The following is a 15,075-nucleotide window of genomic DNA, read 5'->3' as shown; positions in this document are numbered from 1 at the left end:
ATGGAGCTTGTGTCCAGGATTACATATAATGTAGGTACATCCCATAAAGGAGCAATCGTATGAGTATCTATGATATAGAGGTCAAGAAGGCAAACGGTGAAACCTATTCCCTCGACAAATATAAAGGACGGCCGATGCTGATTGCGAACACGGCAAGCCAGTGCGGCCTGCGCGGACAGTATGATGATCTCGAAGCCCTGCATCAGGAATACAAGGATCAGGACCTCGTGGTCCTCGGCTTCCCATCCAACCAGTTCAACAACCAGGAACCAGGATCTGGGCAGGATGCAGAGGAGGCATGCCGCATCAACCATGGCGTCACCTTCGACATCCATGACATCATCGACGTCAACGGTGAAGATGCCCATCCGCTGTTCAAGCATCTGAGAAAACAGACTAATGGTCTGATCAGCGACAAGATCAAGTGGAACTTCACAAAGTTCCTCGTGGACCGTGACGGCAACGTGGTGACACGCGTGGCCCCGACGACATCCCCGCTTAAAATGAAGGATGACATCGAAAAAGTACTCTGACAGGACAGTGAGCACGGAACATCATATCCCGTGCCCACTCTTTTTATGTCCAGATATGGAAAGGAAGACGCCCATGTCCCAAGGCGAACGCAGCCTCCAGGCGCGGCACGGTACGAAAAGACGTGCCGATGCCTTCTACAAAAACCAGATGCTCGATCATGTCAATGCCGATATGGCGCAGTTCATTGCAGACCAGGAAATGGTCTTCATCTCGACGGCCGACGCCAAAGGCAACTGCGACAATTCATTCCGCGCCGGTGATCCGGGATTCGTGCGGGTGCTGGATGCCCACACCCTCCTCTACCCCGAATACCGCGGCAACGGCGTAATGGCGAGCCTCGGCAACATCTCAGAAAACCCGCATATCGGCCTGATGTTCATCGACTTCTTCACCCATCACATCGGCCTCCACGTCAACGGCAGCGCGGCAATCATCGAAAATGAAGACCTCCATGACCTTGGCCTAGATGCCTCCACAATCGAACAGATGCATAGAGAGGAAGGCGGCCGCGCCGAACGCTGGGTATGCATCCGGGTGGATGAAGCGTATATTCACTGCTCCAAGCATATCCCCCACCTCGTGAAGCAGTCCGATGCCACAGACTGGGGCACTGATGATGAGAAGAAGAAGGGCGGCGACTTCTTCAATGTGAAGGGACGGAAATAGCCGGCATGCAGCCCGTGAATGTTCCAACCGATGACAATCAGCCGCCCCCAACCATAAAAAGCGTATTCCCGACGGGAATACGCTTTTCTTCATATCATGTGCCGCAAAATGTCATATGGACCTTGTCATCATCTTCCGGCGGCTCCTTGTATTCCTTGTCGCACCCGTCATCGAACGGATTCGACAGCACTTCGATCAGCTTGGATGCCTTGCTGTAGTCGCCCTGCTCCACGGCGAGGTCGAGCGCCTCCTCCACGAGATGGTTCCTCGGGATGACCGCCGGGTTCACGCTGCGCATGAGTATATGGGCAGCCTCGAACGTCGCATCCTGCGCTTCCAGGCGGGCCGTCCATCTGCTGTGCCAGTCCTTGAAGCGTTCGCTTCCGCTGAACCCGATATCATCCGGCGTGTCCAGCGACAGCAGCCTGAACGTCTCTGTATAGTCGGCCTTGTGATGCGCCATCAGGTCGAGCAGTTCCATCGCCAGATCATCATCCGCCTTTTCTCCGCCGACCAGCCCCAGCTTATCCCGCATGCCGGCCTGCCAGTAGTCGTTGTACAGCCTGCCGAATGCACTCAGGGAGTCCTGGGCGATCTGCACCGCCTCATCCTTGTCCGGATCGAGGAGCGGCAGCAGCGTTTCTGCAAACCGTGCAAGGTTCCACTGGGCGATGCCCGGCTGGTTGCGGTAGCGGTAGCGCTTGTTGACGTCGATCGAGCTGAAGGACGCCTCCGGATCGTACGTATCCATGAAGGCGCATGGGCCATAGTCGATCGTCTCTCCGCTGATCGTCATATTGTCCGTATTCATCACACCATGGATGAATCCGACCAGCTGCCACTTGCTGATGAGTGACGCCTGGCGGTCGATGACCGCATCGAGGAACTTCAGGTACTTTTCATCCTCATCCTCACCGGCAAGCTCCGGGTAATGGCGGTCGATGGCATAGTCGGCCAGCACTTTGACATTGTCCGCCCCTTCGGTGCGGGCGGCATATTCGAACGTGCCCACCCGCATATGGCTCTCAGCCACACGGGTCAATACTGCACCGGGCAGCATCCGCTCACGGCTGACCGCCTCACCGGTCGTCACCAATGCCAATGCCCGGGTCGACGGGATGCCGAGCGCATGCATCGCCTCGCTGACGATGTATTCCCTGAGCATCGGTCCAAGGGGCGCACGTCCATCCCCCATGCGGGAGAACGCTGTGCGTCCAGCCCCCTTCAGCTGGATATCGAACCGCTTTCCATCCGGCGTAATCTGTTCGCCGAGGAGGATCGCCCGGCCATCACCGAGCATGGTGAAGCTACCGAACTGATGTCCGGCATAGGCCTGTGCAATCGGTTTGCCCCCATCCGGAATGATATTGCCTGAAAAAACATCGCCGGATGCCGTCTGCAGGTTTCTCGGATCGAGCCCCAGCGTTTCGGCCAGCTTCCAGTTGAACAGGACGATTTCCGGAAACTCTGCGTGCTCCGGCTTTGCTGACTTATAGAATATTTCGGGTAGACTGGCGTAACTGTGTTCCAACTGCCATCCACTTTCTGTCATATGATCCCTTCCCTTTTTAAAACATGTTATCTACCTATATATTAACAAAATAAATACCCAGTTCATAATTTCACAGTCCTGAATTGATATGTAGGAATATCTGACACGAAGTTGACACGTCCATGCACATTGATTATTCTGAATGATATATAAATTCAGAAATGGGGATGGTTACATTGCAGGAGAAACTATTTGAACGGTTCGAATCGCTCTACCCGGATATGGTCGAATTTCGGAGGGATCTACATATGTATCCCGAGCTCTCCTTCCACGAGGTCGATACACCGAAGAAGGTCGCCACCTTCCTGAAGGCGCTCGGGCTAAAAGTGCAGACGGAAGTCGGAGAACGCGGCGTGGTGGCCACTCTGCATGGCGGGAAGCCGGGGAAGACCGTCGCCCTCCGTGCCGACTTCGATGCGCTGCCGATCCACGAGGAGAATGAAGTGCCCTACCGGTCCAAGGTCGACGGGGTCATGCACGCATGCGGCCACGATGTCCACACATCCGGCCTCCTGCATGTTGCGAAGGTGTTGAGCGAGTTCAGGGAGGAACTGCCGGGGAACGTCGTCTTCATCCACCAGTTCGCAGAAGAGCTTGTGCCCGGGGGTGCCAAGTTCATGGTGGAGGCCGGCTGCATGGAAGGGGTTGACGCAGTCTTCGGTGCCCATGTGAACTCGAAGGAGCCACTCGGCAGGGTCGGATACCGGGCCGGGCCGTCAATGGCTAACGGGGACAATTTTGAAATCACCATCCACGGCAAGGGGGGCCATGCCGGCATGCCGCATCTGACTGTCGATCCTGTGGCCATCGGCGGACAGGTGATGTCTTCACTCCAGCAGATCGTCAGCCGCCAGACGGATCCCCTCGAGTCCGCAGTGGTGACCGTCGCCACCTTCCAGGGAGGCGACAGCTTCAATGTCATTCCCGACACGGCCCTGCTCAAAGGGACCGCCCGGACCTTCAAGCCCGATGTACGTGAAAATGTCGAGGCAGCCATCCGGTCGGTCGCAAAGTCGACATCAGAAGGCCTCGGTGCCACAGCCACGGTGAACTACATCAAAGGCTATCCGGCGGTCGTCAATGACGAAGCCGAGACGGCACGCATCGCCCGCGTCGCCAATTCCCTGTTCGGGGACGAGCTGGTGTACGAAATGACGCCGATGATGGGCATGGAGGACTTTTCCTACTATCTCCATAAAGCCCCGGGGGCGTTCGTCTGGGTCGGCGGTGCCATGCCGGATCCGTCCGACATATACCCGCACCACCATCCGAAGTTCAACGTCAACGAGGAGTCGATGCTGTACATCGGCAAGCTCTTCATCGCCACCGTCCTCGACTACCTGGAGGACGGGGCATCATAGGCAGTACCATAAACAAAGGAGGATTCATCAATGGGAGACATTCTACAGATCGCAAACAGTACCGCATTCTGGATTTTCGCATTCATCATCGTCGCCATCGTCGCCTTCCAGGCCATCGTATTCCTGTGGATTGCCGGCCGCTCCGCACCTGAGGCGGACTTGACGAAACAGGAGGTCAAAACAGCCATCCGTGCCGGATTCATCAGCTCGATCGGCCCCTCATTCGGCATCGCCATCGTGCTCATATCCCTCATCACCCTGATCGGTTCACCGATCACGCTCATGCGCATCGGCATCATCGGTTCCGCAGCCACTGAATCCAGTGCTGCAGCCATCGGGGCTTCAGCGTTCGGAGTGGAGCTCGGTGCCGAGAACTTCCCGATTGAGGCGCTCGCCGCCGTCATGTGGACGATGTTCCTCGGCGGTACGGGCTGGCTCATCTTTACGATGGTATTTACGAAATCGATGGGCAAGACGCAGGAGAAGATCCAAAAGCGCAATCCGAAGATCATGGCCAGCGTCGCACTTGCAGCAATGCTCGGGGCGTTCGCCTATCTTGCCAGCCAGCAGATGGTCAATGGTCCGAACCATGCTGTGTCCGGAGTCGTGGCGCTTGCAGCCATGGTCGCCATGATGAAGTACGCAGACCACCGCGACATCAGCTGGCTGAAGGAATGGGCACTCGGATTCGCCCTGCTCATCGGCATGACGACCGGCTATCTGACCACGTTCATCATGTAAAATAAAAAACAAAGGGGTTTTTAAATGAACAATACAGCAGAACATACAGCAAATGTTGCTGTTGATTCACGGATCAGCGGAACAGAGGCTTCATCCATGGAGATGTTCTACAGACGCTCCCACTTCTGGGGCAGACTGACGCTTCTCGTCATCATCATCATGTCGCTCATCCCGCCACTCTATATTTCATTCGTACTCGATGCCCACCCGGGCTGGGGCGTCATCGCGACCGGGCTCGTCGGATATGCATCCTTCATCGGCATCATGTGGGTGCTCGAGCCGATCACCTACTATCCGACCCTTGGTGTCGCCGGTACATACCTTGCCTTCCTGACGGGCAACATCGCCAACATGTGCCTGCCCTGCTCGTCTGCAGCACAGAAATCGGTCAATGCAGAACCCGGGTCCCAGAAGGCGGAGGTCGCCGGTGTATTCGGCATCGCAGTCGCCTCCCTCACCAACATCATCCTGCTCGTCATCATGATACTCGGCGGTACATACCTGATTTCGATGTTCCCGCCTTTCGTCGAGGGCATGTTCGGCTTCGTCCTGCCCTCCATCTTCGGAGCAGTGCTCGGGCAGTTCGCCTACCGCACGCCGAAATACGGCGTCATCGCACTCGTCATCGGCATGGCGGTGCTGTTCTCACCCATCTTCAGCCTGATCAAGATCGCACTCTGCGTGGCACTCACCATCGCAGTCGTGCTGTTCATGGAGAAAAAGAAAGGAAACCTTGAATAGATGAATAGAACACTCAGCACAATCAATGCATCACGGCTATCGGAACGCATACTTACACTTGCAGAAATCGGAAAGATCGAGGAGACCGGCGTCAACCGCCTGGCCCTCTCCGAAAAATATAAGGAAGGCATGGACCTCGTCCGGAAATGGATGGATGAGGCCGGCCTGAAGACACGCTATGACAACTTCGGCAACCTCATCGGCAGGATTGAGGGCAAAGATGAAAATGCCCCCGCCGTCATGCTCGGCTCCCACATCGACTCTCAGCCATACGGCGGCCGGTTCGACGGCACCATCGGTGTACTCGGCGGACTGGAGGCGGTACAGACGATGATGGAGCAGGGCATCGAACCCGACGTTCCAGTCGAAGTCATGTCCTTCTGCGATGAGGAGGGCCACCGCTTCGGCGTCGGCCTGTTCGGCTCCCGCGGCATCCTCGGCAAGCTCGAACAGGGCGAACTCGAACGCGCGGATGCTGAAGGTGTGACAAGGCGGCAGGCACTGATTGATTTCGGTGCCGACCCCGACAAGCTCGAGGAATCTGAATACGCGCCCGATAATCTCAAGGCCTATGTGGAGATGCACATCGAGCAGGGGCCGAACCTGGAAGCAGCAGATGTGCCCGTCGGCATCGTCAGCGGCATCGCCGGACCCAGATGGCTCACCGTCGAACTGACAGGTGTCTCCGGCCACGCCGGCACAGTCCCCATGGCAAAGCGCCGGGATCCGCTCGTCGGTGCATCCTACATCATCGCCGCCTTCAACAGCCTCGTCCAGTCGGAGCCCGGCGCCCCATCCGTCGGCACCGTCGGCGACTTCGAAGTCTTCCCGGGCGGACGCTCCATCATCCCTGAGCGCGTCAGCTTCACCATCGACCTCCGGGACAGCGACCTCGAACGCCGGAACACCTACGAGGAGGCGCTCCGGAACATCATCGAAAGGACCGCATCCGAACACGGCCTCGAGTACACCATCCATGACGACGGCGGTACCACACCGAAGGATGCGAGCCCGGAAATCATGGATATTATGAAGGCCGAGAGCGCCGACATCGGCATCGAGTCTCCAGTCCTCATGAGCGGCGCCTTCCATGACGCCAGCAATATGGCGGATGCATGTGACATGGGCATGATCTTCGTCCGATGCAGGGACGGCATCAGCCACAATCCTGCGGAGTACGCGAGCGATGCTGACATCGCCGTCGGCACCGAGCTTCTCTACCGCACCATGCTGCGCCTTGCGAAGGAATGAAAATTATTGCAGCCCCAGTCCGTCCCCTCTTGTGGGATGGACCGGGGCTTTTTATATGGGCGGGTGTAAGGTCTTCAATTGGCATTCGGCACGCCCACCAGTGACAATTAACTCCCCCCCCTCCACCAAACATCAGTCCTGAGCTGTATTTTCAGTCCCATACGCCTCTTTCCGGACGGATTATTTCTCATTTCCTCCATTTCATTCCATAATAAAAGCAACAACCTGATACATGAAAGGACGTCTTCAATGGAACAGTACCGCATCAACAAGAATAACGGCCTGGAATTCGGACTCTATACACTGGGGGACCACCTTCCGAATCCGCAGACAGGCCAGAGGATCTCCGCCCAGCAGCGCATCCATGAAATCATCGAGCTCGCGAAGCTCGCAGAAGAAGCGGGCCTCGACTTCTTCAGTGTCGGCGAGAGCCACCAGGACTATTTTGCGACACAGGCGCATACCGTAGTGCTCTCCGCCATCGCCCAGGCGACCGAAAAAATAAAGATCTCGAGCTCCTCGACCATCATCAGCACACTCGATCCCGTAAGGGTCTATGAGGATTTCGCCACCATCGACCTCATCTCGGGCGGCCGCGCTGAAATCATCGCCGGCCGTGCCTCCCGCGTCGGCCTATTCGATCTGCTCGGGTACGACCTGAGCGATTATGAGGCATTGTACGAAGAGAAATTCGACCTGCTGCTCAAGATCAACGAGAATGAAATAGTCAACTGGAAAGGCGACTTCCGTCCCGCCCTCAAAGATGCACGGGTCCTCCCCCGCCCGCTTGACGGCGCGCTACCGATCTGGCGCGCTGTCGGCGGTCACCCTTCAAGTGCCGTCAAGGCCGGTGCCGCCGGTGTACCGATGCAGATTGCGATGCTCGCCGGACCGACCCAGCACTTCAAGGAAACGATCGGCATGTACCGGGACACAGCACGGCAGTATGGCCATGACCCGGAGCAGCTCCCCGTCGCCACGGCCGGGTTCTTCCATGTCGCCGAAACGACCCAGCAGGCACAGCGGGAGGTTTATCCACATATAAATGAAGGTATGAAACTAACAAACGGTGCCGGGTTCCCCAAGCGCGGTTTTGCCATGGGTGCCGACAGGCGCAACGTACTGAACGTCGGCAGCCCGCAGGAAGTCATCGAGAAGATCCTCTACCAGCATGAACAGTTCGACCACCAGCGCTACATCGGACAGATGGACTTCGGTGGTGTGCCATTCGACCAGCTCATGCGGAACATCGAATGGATCGGCAAAGAAGTGCTTCCTGCCATCAGAAAATACACCAAAAAGGAGGCTGACCAATGAAAATCGTAGGACTCTCCGGCTCGAACGTCGGCTCCAAAACACGCACCACAATGAAATATGTATCAGAGAAATTGACCAGCCAGTACCCCCATGTCGACTGGACGTTCATTGACCTAGCGGACTATACCGTACAGTTCAGCGATGGACGCAACTACCTCGACTACGAAGGGGATACGGCATATATCACAAAAACCATAATGGAAGCGGACGCCATCATCATCGGCACACCGATCTTCCAGGCTTCCATCCCGGCCACATTGAAGAACGTCTTCGACCTGCTGCCGATCAATGCACTGCAGGACAAGATCGTCAGCTTCTTCGTCACCGCCGGCACATCCAAGCATTTCCTCATCCCGGAAACCCAGCTCAAACCAATTCTGAGCTACATGAAGGCACAGACGGTGAGCACGTATGTCTTTATCCAGGAAAAGGATTTCCTGAATAAGGAGATCATCAACGATGACATCATCTTCCGGCTCAATGCACTGGTCGAGGATACCGTCATGCTGACCGATACGTACAAGCGCATCCGTGAAGAGAAGGAATCGATGTATGACTTCTGACATAAAAAAGGCGCTATCAGCGCCTTTTTAAATTAAAGAAAATTCAAATGTAGTTTTTCTTTCGTACTTCCGTTTATCCAGTGTCCTTTCAGGACTTATCTTTAATCCATCAAGTATGGGAGGTTCTTGAGCCTCAAAGCATACCCCAGCATGTTTCCCATTTATATTTTTATTGCATTGCTTGCTTTCCATTGCATTACCGGTGTAGAAAATCATACCAGGGAAAGTTGTAGTCATTGTCATTCTTCGTCCGCTAATAGGCTCTGTAAGAACAGCTCTTTTATTTTCAAGATAAAAGTAATGATCAAATCCGCTTGATGCAATCTTTATTTGTAAGTGATCATCATTATAAATATTCTGAAGTGTAGTTGGTGAACTGAGATCGAAAATTCCTTCAGCTTGCTTTTTTTCCAATGGCAACAATTGTTCATTTAATGGATGAAATGATTTACTTCCAAAATTCACAATATGAGCCCCTGTTCCATCGTTTCCCGAAAGATTGAAATAAGTATGATTTGTAGGAGAAATGATTGTAGCACTGTCGACTGTAATCTTATAGTCAATACTCAGCCTGTTTTCATTATCGAGAGTATATATGATGCTCATTAGAGGATGACCAGGGTACCCATCGACACGACAGGACATCTTAATCGAGCATATCCTTCCGATGACCCCATCATCTATACTCCAGCTATCATTATGAACGCCATATTCACCGCTGTGCAGCATCGTCTGCCCTTCATTTCCACGAAAATGATATACTTCATCTCTTATCTTTAACTTCGCATCCGTTACCCTGCCAGCCAATGGCCCGATAACAGCACCTAGATAATCGGGATTTTCAATGTAATCTTCTATATCCTTATATGCAACAACTACATTATCAATTTCACCCTTTTTATCCGGCACATGAATCCCAGTAATAGCAGCACCTATATTTATTACACTTACAGACATACCAACATCATTTTTCAGTGTATACTCCTTGATGCCTTCAGCTAATATTCTTTCAGTAATATTCATCGCATACCCTCTCCCACCTACTTATTTTGGGATGGCGCTTCTTGCCAATGTCCTTCTATCTTTTTATTGCTGAAACGAGTATCTAGATACAGTTCGATCTCTTCAAGTGTCTTTCCATTCGTTTCATAAAGTACATATTTTGCAAAAAGGAAACCGATAGCGCAAATAGCTGCAAAGAGGAAGAAGATGCTACTCAAACCAATACTGCTCATAAGAATAGGGAAGAAAAGCGCCACTACAATGTTCCCAAGCCAGTTGACCATCGATGCAATCCCTGTTGCCATCCCTCTCACATTACTAGGGAACAGCTCTCCAACTACTATCCATGTAACTGCTGCCCATGAGTAGGCGTAAAAGATGACGTATAGACAGATGAATACGAAAACGAGAGTAATAGCCCACGTATATCCATTTTGTGTATATGGATAGATCAATCCTACAAGAAGGAGACAAGTCCCCATTCCCAGCGATCCCGTCATGAACAAGGTTCTTCGTTTAAACCTATCTACAACTAATAGTGTGATGATTGTAGCGACTACAAATACAACACCGACCCCTACTGTTGAAATTACACCACTAATGGTGGAACCGAATACATCTCCCAATATTTGAGAAGAGTAATAAAAGATTGTGTTTGCCCCTTGGATCTGTTGAAGGAAGGTTACCGAACAACCTACCATAAGAGAAAAACCGATTGCTTTGGTCCACCTGAACTTCTGGTTGGTATTCAATACTTGCTCATGCATTGTGATGATTTCATCGTATTCCTTTTTGGCTTCTTTAGATGTACGCAGCCTTTGCAGGTTTTTCAACGCTAAATCCTTAAATCCTTTTTTCACAAGATATCTAGGAGATTCAGGAAGAAGGAAAGCGCCTACAAAAAGTACTATAGCAGGGAGCACTGCCCCTCCAAGCATCCATCTCCATCCTTCGAAAACACCAATGAAAGCATAGTTGACTCCATATGATACAAGCATACCGATAGTGATCATCAACTGGTTCAACCCCGAAATTTGACCCCTTAATGCAGGAGGAGAAATTTCTCCCATATACATTGGGACAAGGGCGGATGCGGCTCCAACAGATATTCCGAGTATGAAGCGTGAAACAACCAATAATTCTGGATTTCCAGAAAAAGCACATGCCAGCGACCCCAGTGCAAATATGATCGCCGTAATCATAATCATCATTTTTCTGCCAAATTTATCTGCCAAAGGCGCCATGGAGACTGCACCTGCCATAGCTCCAAGGAAGAGGATTGAAGTTATCGTCCCTTCCATAAGAGGCGTTATGTCCCAAGTATCCTTTATACTGGGAAGTGCTCCATTGATGATGCCAATATCGTAACCAAACAGGAATCCACCAAATGCACCAAATGTATATATCATCTTTGTCGATGGTTTTTTATTCATGAATCTATCCCCTTTTAGAATCAGTAATGGTGAAACAGAGTGAACTACTCAATGATGGTATAGTCGAGCCCCATCATTTCTGCCAACATTTTCATATGCTTAACATTTAAACTAAGAGAAAGTACCGTATGATGGCCTCCCCCTGCTTGAATCCATTTTTCTATTCCTTCTTTGAAATTAGGTTTTGTTTCCCAAATAACCCTTGCAACAGGCAAGTGTGGTGCTTCCTCAGTCGGTGTAGAGGCGCTGACCTTATTTATGATCATTTTAAAGCCTTCACCCATATCGGAAATACTGCTCACGACACCGTCTCCACTTTTTCCATCAAAAACCATTCTAGCCGGATCATCTTTGCCACCGATTCCCAGTGGATGCACGACAATTTTAGGTTTAGATGCTGAAAATGTCGGGTCAACTTCAAGCATATGTGACCCAAGTGTCTGCTCGTGCCCTTTCCGCATATCATAGGTATAATCTTCCATAAACCCGGTACTTTCATTGTCTGACATGATTTTAAGCAAACGATCAAGTGCTGCAGTTTTCCAGTCCCCTTCTCCCGCAAAACCATATCCTTTCCCGTTCAGTCTTTGAACAGCAAGACCCGGGAGCTGTTTCATATTGTGAAGATCCTCGAAATTAGTCGTGAAGGCTGTATAACCTCCCCTGTCCAGGAATTTTTGTATCGCAATTTCATATTTGATTTGCTCTTTAACGGAAGCATCAAATGCTTCTTCATCATTGTCTCCATACTCCAGTTCATATAAGTTCTGATATTCCTTATACATTTCAGAAACTTCATGATTACTAACCTTCTCTATTTCTTCGACTAGATCACCTATGCCAAAATAATCCACTGTCCAGCCAAGCTTAATCTGCGCTTCAATCTTATCTCCTTCAGTTACAGCAACATTCCTCATGTTATCTCCAAAACGTGCAACTTTTATATTGAAGCTTTGATTAAATGAATGGGCAACTTTCATCCAATCAGATATTTGCTTTTGAGTATCTTGATCTTTCCAAAACCCAACCACAATTTGATTATTCTTCTGCAGACGTTTGTTGATGTATCCATATTCACGATCACCATGAGCCGACTGATAAAGGTTCATATAGTCCATATCAATAGTCTCCCAAGGAATGCCTTCATAGTATTGGGTGGCCAAGTGCAGCAGCGGCTTCTGAAGTAACGCAGTCCCCCTGATCCATAGCTTGGCAGGAGAAAAGGTATGCATCCAGGTGATTACGCCTTGAATGTCATCCCTGTAGTTGACGGTCTTCATAATATTTGTAATGATATCTGAATTTATAGCCAGTTCCTCATGGAGTTCGACCGGATATGGAAGGTTACCGGACTCATTAAGTGTTCTGACCATGTTTTCCGCATTTTCCTTCACTTTAACCAGTGCCTCTTCCCCGTATAATTCCTGGGATCCGACTACGAACCAAAACTTCTTCTTTTCTGTCATCTTTATAACTCCTCTATCTATTTTTTTGACCGTAATAAGCATTTTCACCATGTTTTCTTTCGAAGTGCTTATCAAGGATAAAGTCTGGTAAAACATGCGCATTGGGATTAAGAGCTTGAGTATAATAGTTCATCTTACATACTTCCTCTAGCACGACGGCATTCATTACAGCTTTCTTAGCATCTGAACCCCAAGTGAAAGGCGCGTGACCGTGCAGTAGGACGCCCGGAACAGACACTGGATCTATACCGCGCTCATGAAATGTTTCCACAATGACATTTCCTGTTTCCTTTTCATACTCAGTATTGACTTCTTCTTCACTTAAATATCTGGCACATGGAATAGTTCCATAGAATGTATCAGCATGAGTCGTGCCCAATGCATCTACGTCTTTACCTGCCTGTGCCCATATGGTTGCCCAGGGGGAATGGGTGTGGACAATGCTGCCTAATCCCTTAAAGCTCTGATACAATACTGCATGTGTAGGCATATCAGATGAAGGGTTCAGATCTCCTTCGACAACTCGGCCATCCAGATCACAAATAACTATATCGTCCGGTGTCATGCTCTCATAATCGACACCACTTGGCTTGATGGCAAAGTAGCCTGTCTCTTCGTCAAAAGCACTTACATTCCCCCAGGTATACTTTATAAGTCCACGTTTCGGCAGTTCCAAATTAGCATCGAACACTTCTTTTTTTAATGATTCAAGCATATTCCATTCCTCCCTAACAAAACTGTGCAGCTTGCCGTTGAATAGGCAGTGATTGCTTATAGAGTTCTATATATTTTCGATACCTTTCCACTTCTTCTGGTTCTGCTTCCAAGGTATAACTTTCCACACTTCCAAATACTTCATCATTTAAATAATCCTCAAGGGTCATGCCTGTATCATTCATAAGAAATTTAGCCAGGACTGCCATTCCCCATGCGCCCCCCTCATTTGCAGTATCCATAACTGTTACTGGGCTATCAGTGGCAGCAGCAAGAACGGCCTGTGCGACATCTTTTGTTTTTAGAATGCCCCCATGGGCCACTAGGGAAGCAATTTCGATGTTCTCATTTTCCTTCAACAGATCCAGTCCGATGGTCATGGTGCTGAAGGCGCTATAAAGATGAGTCTTCATAAAATTCGCCAAGTTAAGGTTACTGTCAGGTTGTCTTAAGAAAAGGGGCCGTCCGTTTTCTACATCAGTAATATTTTCTCCTGAGACATATCCATATGAGAGCAAATTGCCTAAATCATTATCACTGGCGTTTATGCTCTTGAATATTTGTCCGTACAACTCTTCTTTTGAAAATTCCACTCCCATTGTGCTCAGAACTTCACTGAACAATCCCATCCATGCGTTGATATCGGAAGTACAGTTATTTGTATGGATCATTGCAACATCATTGCCATCGGGAGTGGTTACAGTATCAATCTCCCTAAAAATATTTTTGAGAGGGGTTTCCAGCACAACCATCATAAATGCACTTGTTCCGGCGGATATATTCCCTGTTTTTTTGGCTACACTGTTTGTGGCGACCATTCCTGTGCCTGCATCCCCTTCTGGCGGACAAAGTGGTACCCCAGCCTGTAGGGACCCGGTAGAATCAAGGAGCCTTGCGCCTTCTTCACTTAAATTTCCTGCATTTTCCCCAGCGAGCTTAATACTAGGCAAAATTTCTTTAATCCTGTATTTAATACCATTCTTCTCAAGGAGTCCATCCATATCTTCCAATAGGTCGTACCTATAATCTCTCGTCGAGGTATCCACCGGGAACATCCCTGAAGCATCCCCGATGCCAATTACTTTCTTCCCTGTAAGGTACCAGTGCACATATCCTGCTAACGTCGTCACATATTTCACTTTGCTGATATGCGCTTCCTGATCGATTACTGCTTGATAGAAATGGGCTATACTCCAGCGTTCCGGGATATTCACATTAAATATATCGGTCAGTTCTTTTGCCGCTTCTTTTGTATTATTATTTCTCCAAGTCCTGAATGGCAACAACAAGTCATCCTTGTCATCAAAGGCCAGGTAACCATGCATCATCGCACTTACACCCATGGCACTTATTTTTCTTAAAGGAACTCCATATCTCTCCATCATATCTTCTGTCATATCCGTATAACTTTTCTGTAGGCCGACCCATATATCATTTAACGAGTAGGTCCAATAGCCATTTTCTAGACGGTTCTCCCATTCGAAATATCCTGATGCAACAGTCTGATACGATGAATCGATAGCTACGGTTTTTATTCTTGTCGAGCCCAATTCTATCCCAACAGTGATTTCACCATTTTCGATTTCGTCTACAACTTTTTTCTCGCTCAATTATCTACACTCCCCTGCAATCGCTTACAAAAAGAATATTAGATTATTTATACGTACATGTCAAACTATTTTAAAAATTAATACGTACAAATTTATATAAAAGAAATCCAAGTATGTTCAAGCA

Annotated in this window: 14 protein-coding genes; 8 read left to right on the top strand and 6 right to left on the bottom strand. The window is 49.9% G+C overall.

The window, feature by feature from the left end:
• Positions 1-59: 59 nt before the first annotated feature.
• A complete protein-coding gene (locus tag BO53_RS0111225) occupies positions 60-533 on the top strand; it encodes a glutathione peroxidase (protein WP_031548238.1) in 474 nt (157 codons plus the stop codon).
• Between the two features lie 73 nt (positions 534-606).
• Positions 607-1,200, top strand: coding sequence for a pyridoxamine 5'-phosphate oxidase family protein (locus tag BO53_RS0111220; protein WP_156956142.1), 594 nt, complete (start codon positions 607-609; stop codon positions 1,198-1,200).
• 94 nt (positions 1,201-1,294) lie between these two features.
• On the opposite strand, the gene BO53_RS0111215 is transcribed toward BO53_RS0111220, so the two are convergent.
• Positions 1,295-2,752 carry a protein adenylyltransferase SelO gene (locus BO53_RS0111215; RefSeq protein WP_031548235.1) on the bottom strand — a complete coding sequence of 486 codons (1,458 nt, stop codon included), beginning with the start codon at positions 2,750-2,752 and terminating at the stop codon, positions 1,295-1,297.
• 176 nt (positions 2,753-2,928) lie between these two features.
• Here BO53_RS0111215 and BO53_RS0111210 point away from each other — a divergent pair, with 176 nt between their 5' ends.
• The 6 genes from BO53_RS0111210 to BO53_RS0111185 all read left to right on the top strand — a co-directional run bounded on the left by BO53_RS0111210 (position 2,929) and on the right by BO53_RS0111185 (position 8,726).
• The gene (locus BO53_RS0111210; protein WP_031548233.1) at positions 2,929-4,113 is read left to right on the top strand and encodes a M20 metallopeptidase family protein; all 1,185 of its coding nucleotides are present in this window, start codon (positions 2,929-2,931) and stop codon (positions 4,111-4,113) included.
• 30 nt (positions 4,114-4,143) lie between these two features.
• Positions 4,144-4,854, top strand: coding sequence for a DUF5058 family protein (locus tag BO53_RS0111205; RefSeq protein WP_031548231.1), 711 nt, complete (start codon positions 4,144-4,146; stop codon positions 4,852-4,854).
• A 24-nt stretch (positions 4,855-4,878) separates the two neighbouring features.
• Positions 4,879-5,595: a hypothetical protein gene (locus BO53_RS0111200; protein WP_031548229.1), complete on the top strand. Its 717-nt coding sequence runs from the start codon at positions 4,879-4,881 to the stop codon at positions 5,593-5,595.
• Positions 5,596-6,846, top strand: coding sequence for a M20 family metallo-hydrolase (locus BO53_RS0111195; RefSeq protein ID WP_031548227.1), 1,251 nt, complete (start codon positions 5,596-5,598; stop codon positions 6,844-6,846).
• 249 nt (positions 6,847-7,095) lie between these two features.
• The gene (locus BO53_RS0111190; RefSeq protein ID WP_031548225.1) at positions 7,096-8,163 is read left to right on the top strand and encodes an LLM class flavin-dependent oxidoreductase; all 1,068 of its coding nucleotides are present in this window, start codon (positions 7,096-7,098) and stop codon (positions 8,161-8,163) included.
• On the top strand, positions 8,160-8,726 hold the full coding sequence (locus tag BO53_RS0111185; protein ID WP_031548223.1) for an NADPH-dependent FMN reductase: 567 nt from the start codon (positions 8,160-8,162) through the stop codon (positions 8,724-8,726). Before BO53_RS0111190 ends, BO53_RS0111185 begins: the two co-directional genes overlap by 4 nt.
• A gap of 27 nt (positions 8,727-8,753) precedes the next feature.
• Here BO53_RS0111185 and BO53_RS0111180 read toward each other — a convergent pair whose 3' ends face one another.
• The 5 genes from BO53_RS0111180 to BO53_RS0111160 are packed head-to-tail and all read right to left on the bottom strand — an operon-like array spanning position 8,754 to position 14,951.
• Entirely contained in the window at positions 8,754-9,749 is a 996-nt protein-coding gene (locus BO53_RS0111180) for an aldose epimerase family protein (RefSeq protein ID WP_031548221.1), read from the bottom strand.
• A 17-nt stretch (positions 9,750-9,766) separates the two neighbouring features.
• Complete coding sequence (locus BO53_RS0111175; RefSeq protein ID WP_031548219.1) at positions 9,767-11,161, bottom strand: sugar porter family MFS transporter; 1,395 nt, start codon at positions 11,159-11,161, stop codon at positions 9,767-9,769.
• A gap of 44 nt (positions 11,162-11,205) precedes the next feature.
• Positions 11,206-12,627 (bottom strand): L-arabinose isomerase, encoded by a 1,422-nt coding sequence (araA, locus tag BO53_RS0111170; RefSeq protein ID WP_031548217.1) that lies wholly within the window; start codon positions 12,625-12,627, stop codon positions 11,206-11,208.
• Between the two features lie 13 nt (positions 12,628-12,640).
• Complete coding sequence (locus tag BO53_RS0111165; protein ID WP_031548215.1) at positions 12,641-13,342, bottom strand: L-ribulose-5-phosphate 4-epimerase; 702 nt, start codon at positions 13,340-13,342, stop codon at positions 12,641-12,643.
• Between the two features lie 13 nt (positions 13,343-13,355).
• On the bottom strand, positions 13,356-14,951 hold the full coding sequence (locus tag BO53_RS0111160) for a xylulokinase (RefSeq protein WP_031548213.1): 1,596 nt from the start codon (positions 14,949-14,951) through the stop codon (positions 13,356-13,358).
• Positions 14,952-15,075: the final 124 nt, after the last annotated feature.

This window comes from Salinicoccus luteus DSM 17002 (assembly GCF_000712035.1).
Taxonomy (GTDB): domain Bacteria; phylum Bacillota; class Bacilli; order Staphylococcales; family Salinicoccaceae; genus Salinicoccus; species Salinicoccus luteus.
The sequence above is the reverse complement of the archived record's forward strand: the minus strand, read 5'-3'. Positions and strand labels throughout refer to the sequence as shown.

What these genes read in the sequence shown, in the direction of transcription:
- BO53_RS0111200 (WP_031548229.1), top strand. Translation starts at nt 4,879, where the DNA reads ATGAACAATACAGCAGAACATACAGCAAATGTTGCTGTTGATTCACGG.
- BO53_RS0111180 (WP_031548221.1), bottom strand. Translation starts at nt 9,749, where the DNA reads ATGAATATTACTGAAAGAATATTAGCTGAAGGCATCAAGGAGTATACA.
- BO53_RS0111205 (WP_031548231.1), top strand. Translation starts at nt 4,144, where the DNA reads ATGGGAGACATTCTACAGATCGCAAACAGTACCGCATTCTGGATTTTC.
- BO53_RS0111185 (WP_031548223.1), top strand. Translation starts at nt 8,160, where the DNA reads ATGAAAATCGTAGGACTCTCCGGCTCGAACGTCGGCTCCAAAACACGC.
- BO53_RS0111190 (WP_031548225.1), top strand. Translation starts at nt 7,096, where the DNA reads ATGGAACAGTACCGCATCAACAAGAATAACGGCCTGGAATTCGGACTC.
- BO53_RS0111215 (WP_031548235.1), bottom strand. Translation starts at nt 2,752, where the DNA reads ATGACAGAAAGTGGATGGCAGTTGGAACACAGTTACGCCAGTCTACCC.
- BO53_RS0111220 (WP_156956142.1), top strand. Translation starts at nt 607, where the DNA reads ATGTCCCAAGGCGAACGCAGCCTCCAGGCGCGGCACGGTACGAAAAGA.
- BO53_RS0111165 (WP_031548215.1), bottom strand. Translation starts at nt 13,342, where the DNA reads ATGCTTGAATCATTAAAAAAAGAAGTGTTCGATGCTAATTTGGAACTG.
- BO53_RS0111175 (WP_031548219.1), bottom strand. Translation starts at nt 11,161, where the DNA reads ATGAATAAAAAACCATCGACAAAGATGATATATACATTTGGTGCATTT.
- BO53_RS0111225 (WP_031548238.1), top strand. Translation starts at nt 60, where the DNA reads ATGAGTATCTATGATATAGAGGTCAAGAAGGCAAACGGTGAAACCTAT.
- araA (WP_031548217.1), bottom strand. Translation starts at nt 12,627, where the DNA reads ATGACAGAAAAGAAGAAGTTTTGGTTCGTAGTCGGATCCCAGGAATTA.
- BO53_RS0111195 (WP_031548227.1), top strand. Translation starts at nt 5,596, where the DNA reads ATGAATAGAACACTCAGCACAATCAATGCATCACGGCTATCGGAACGC.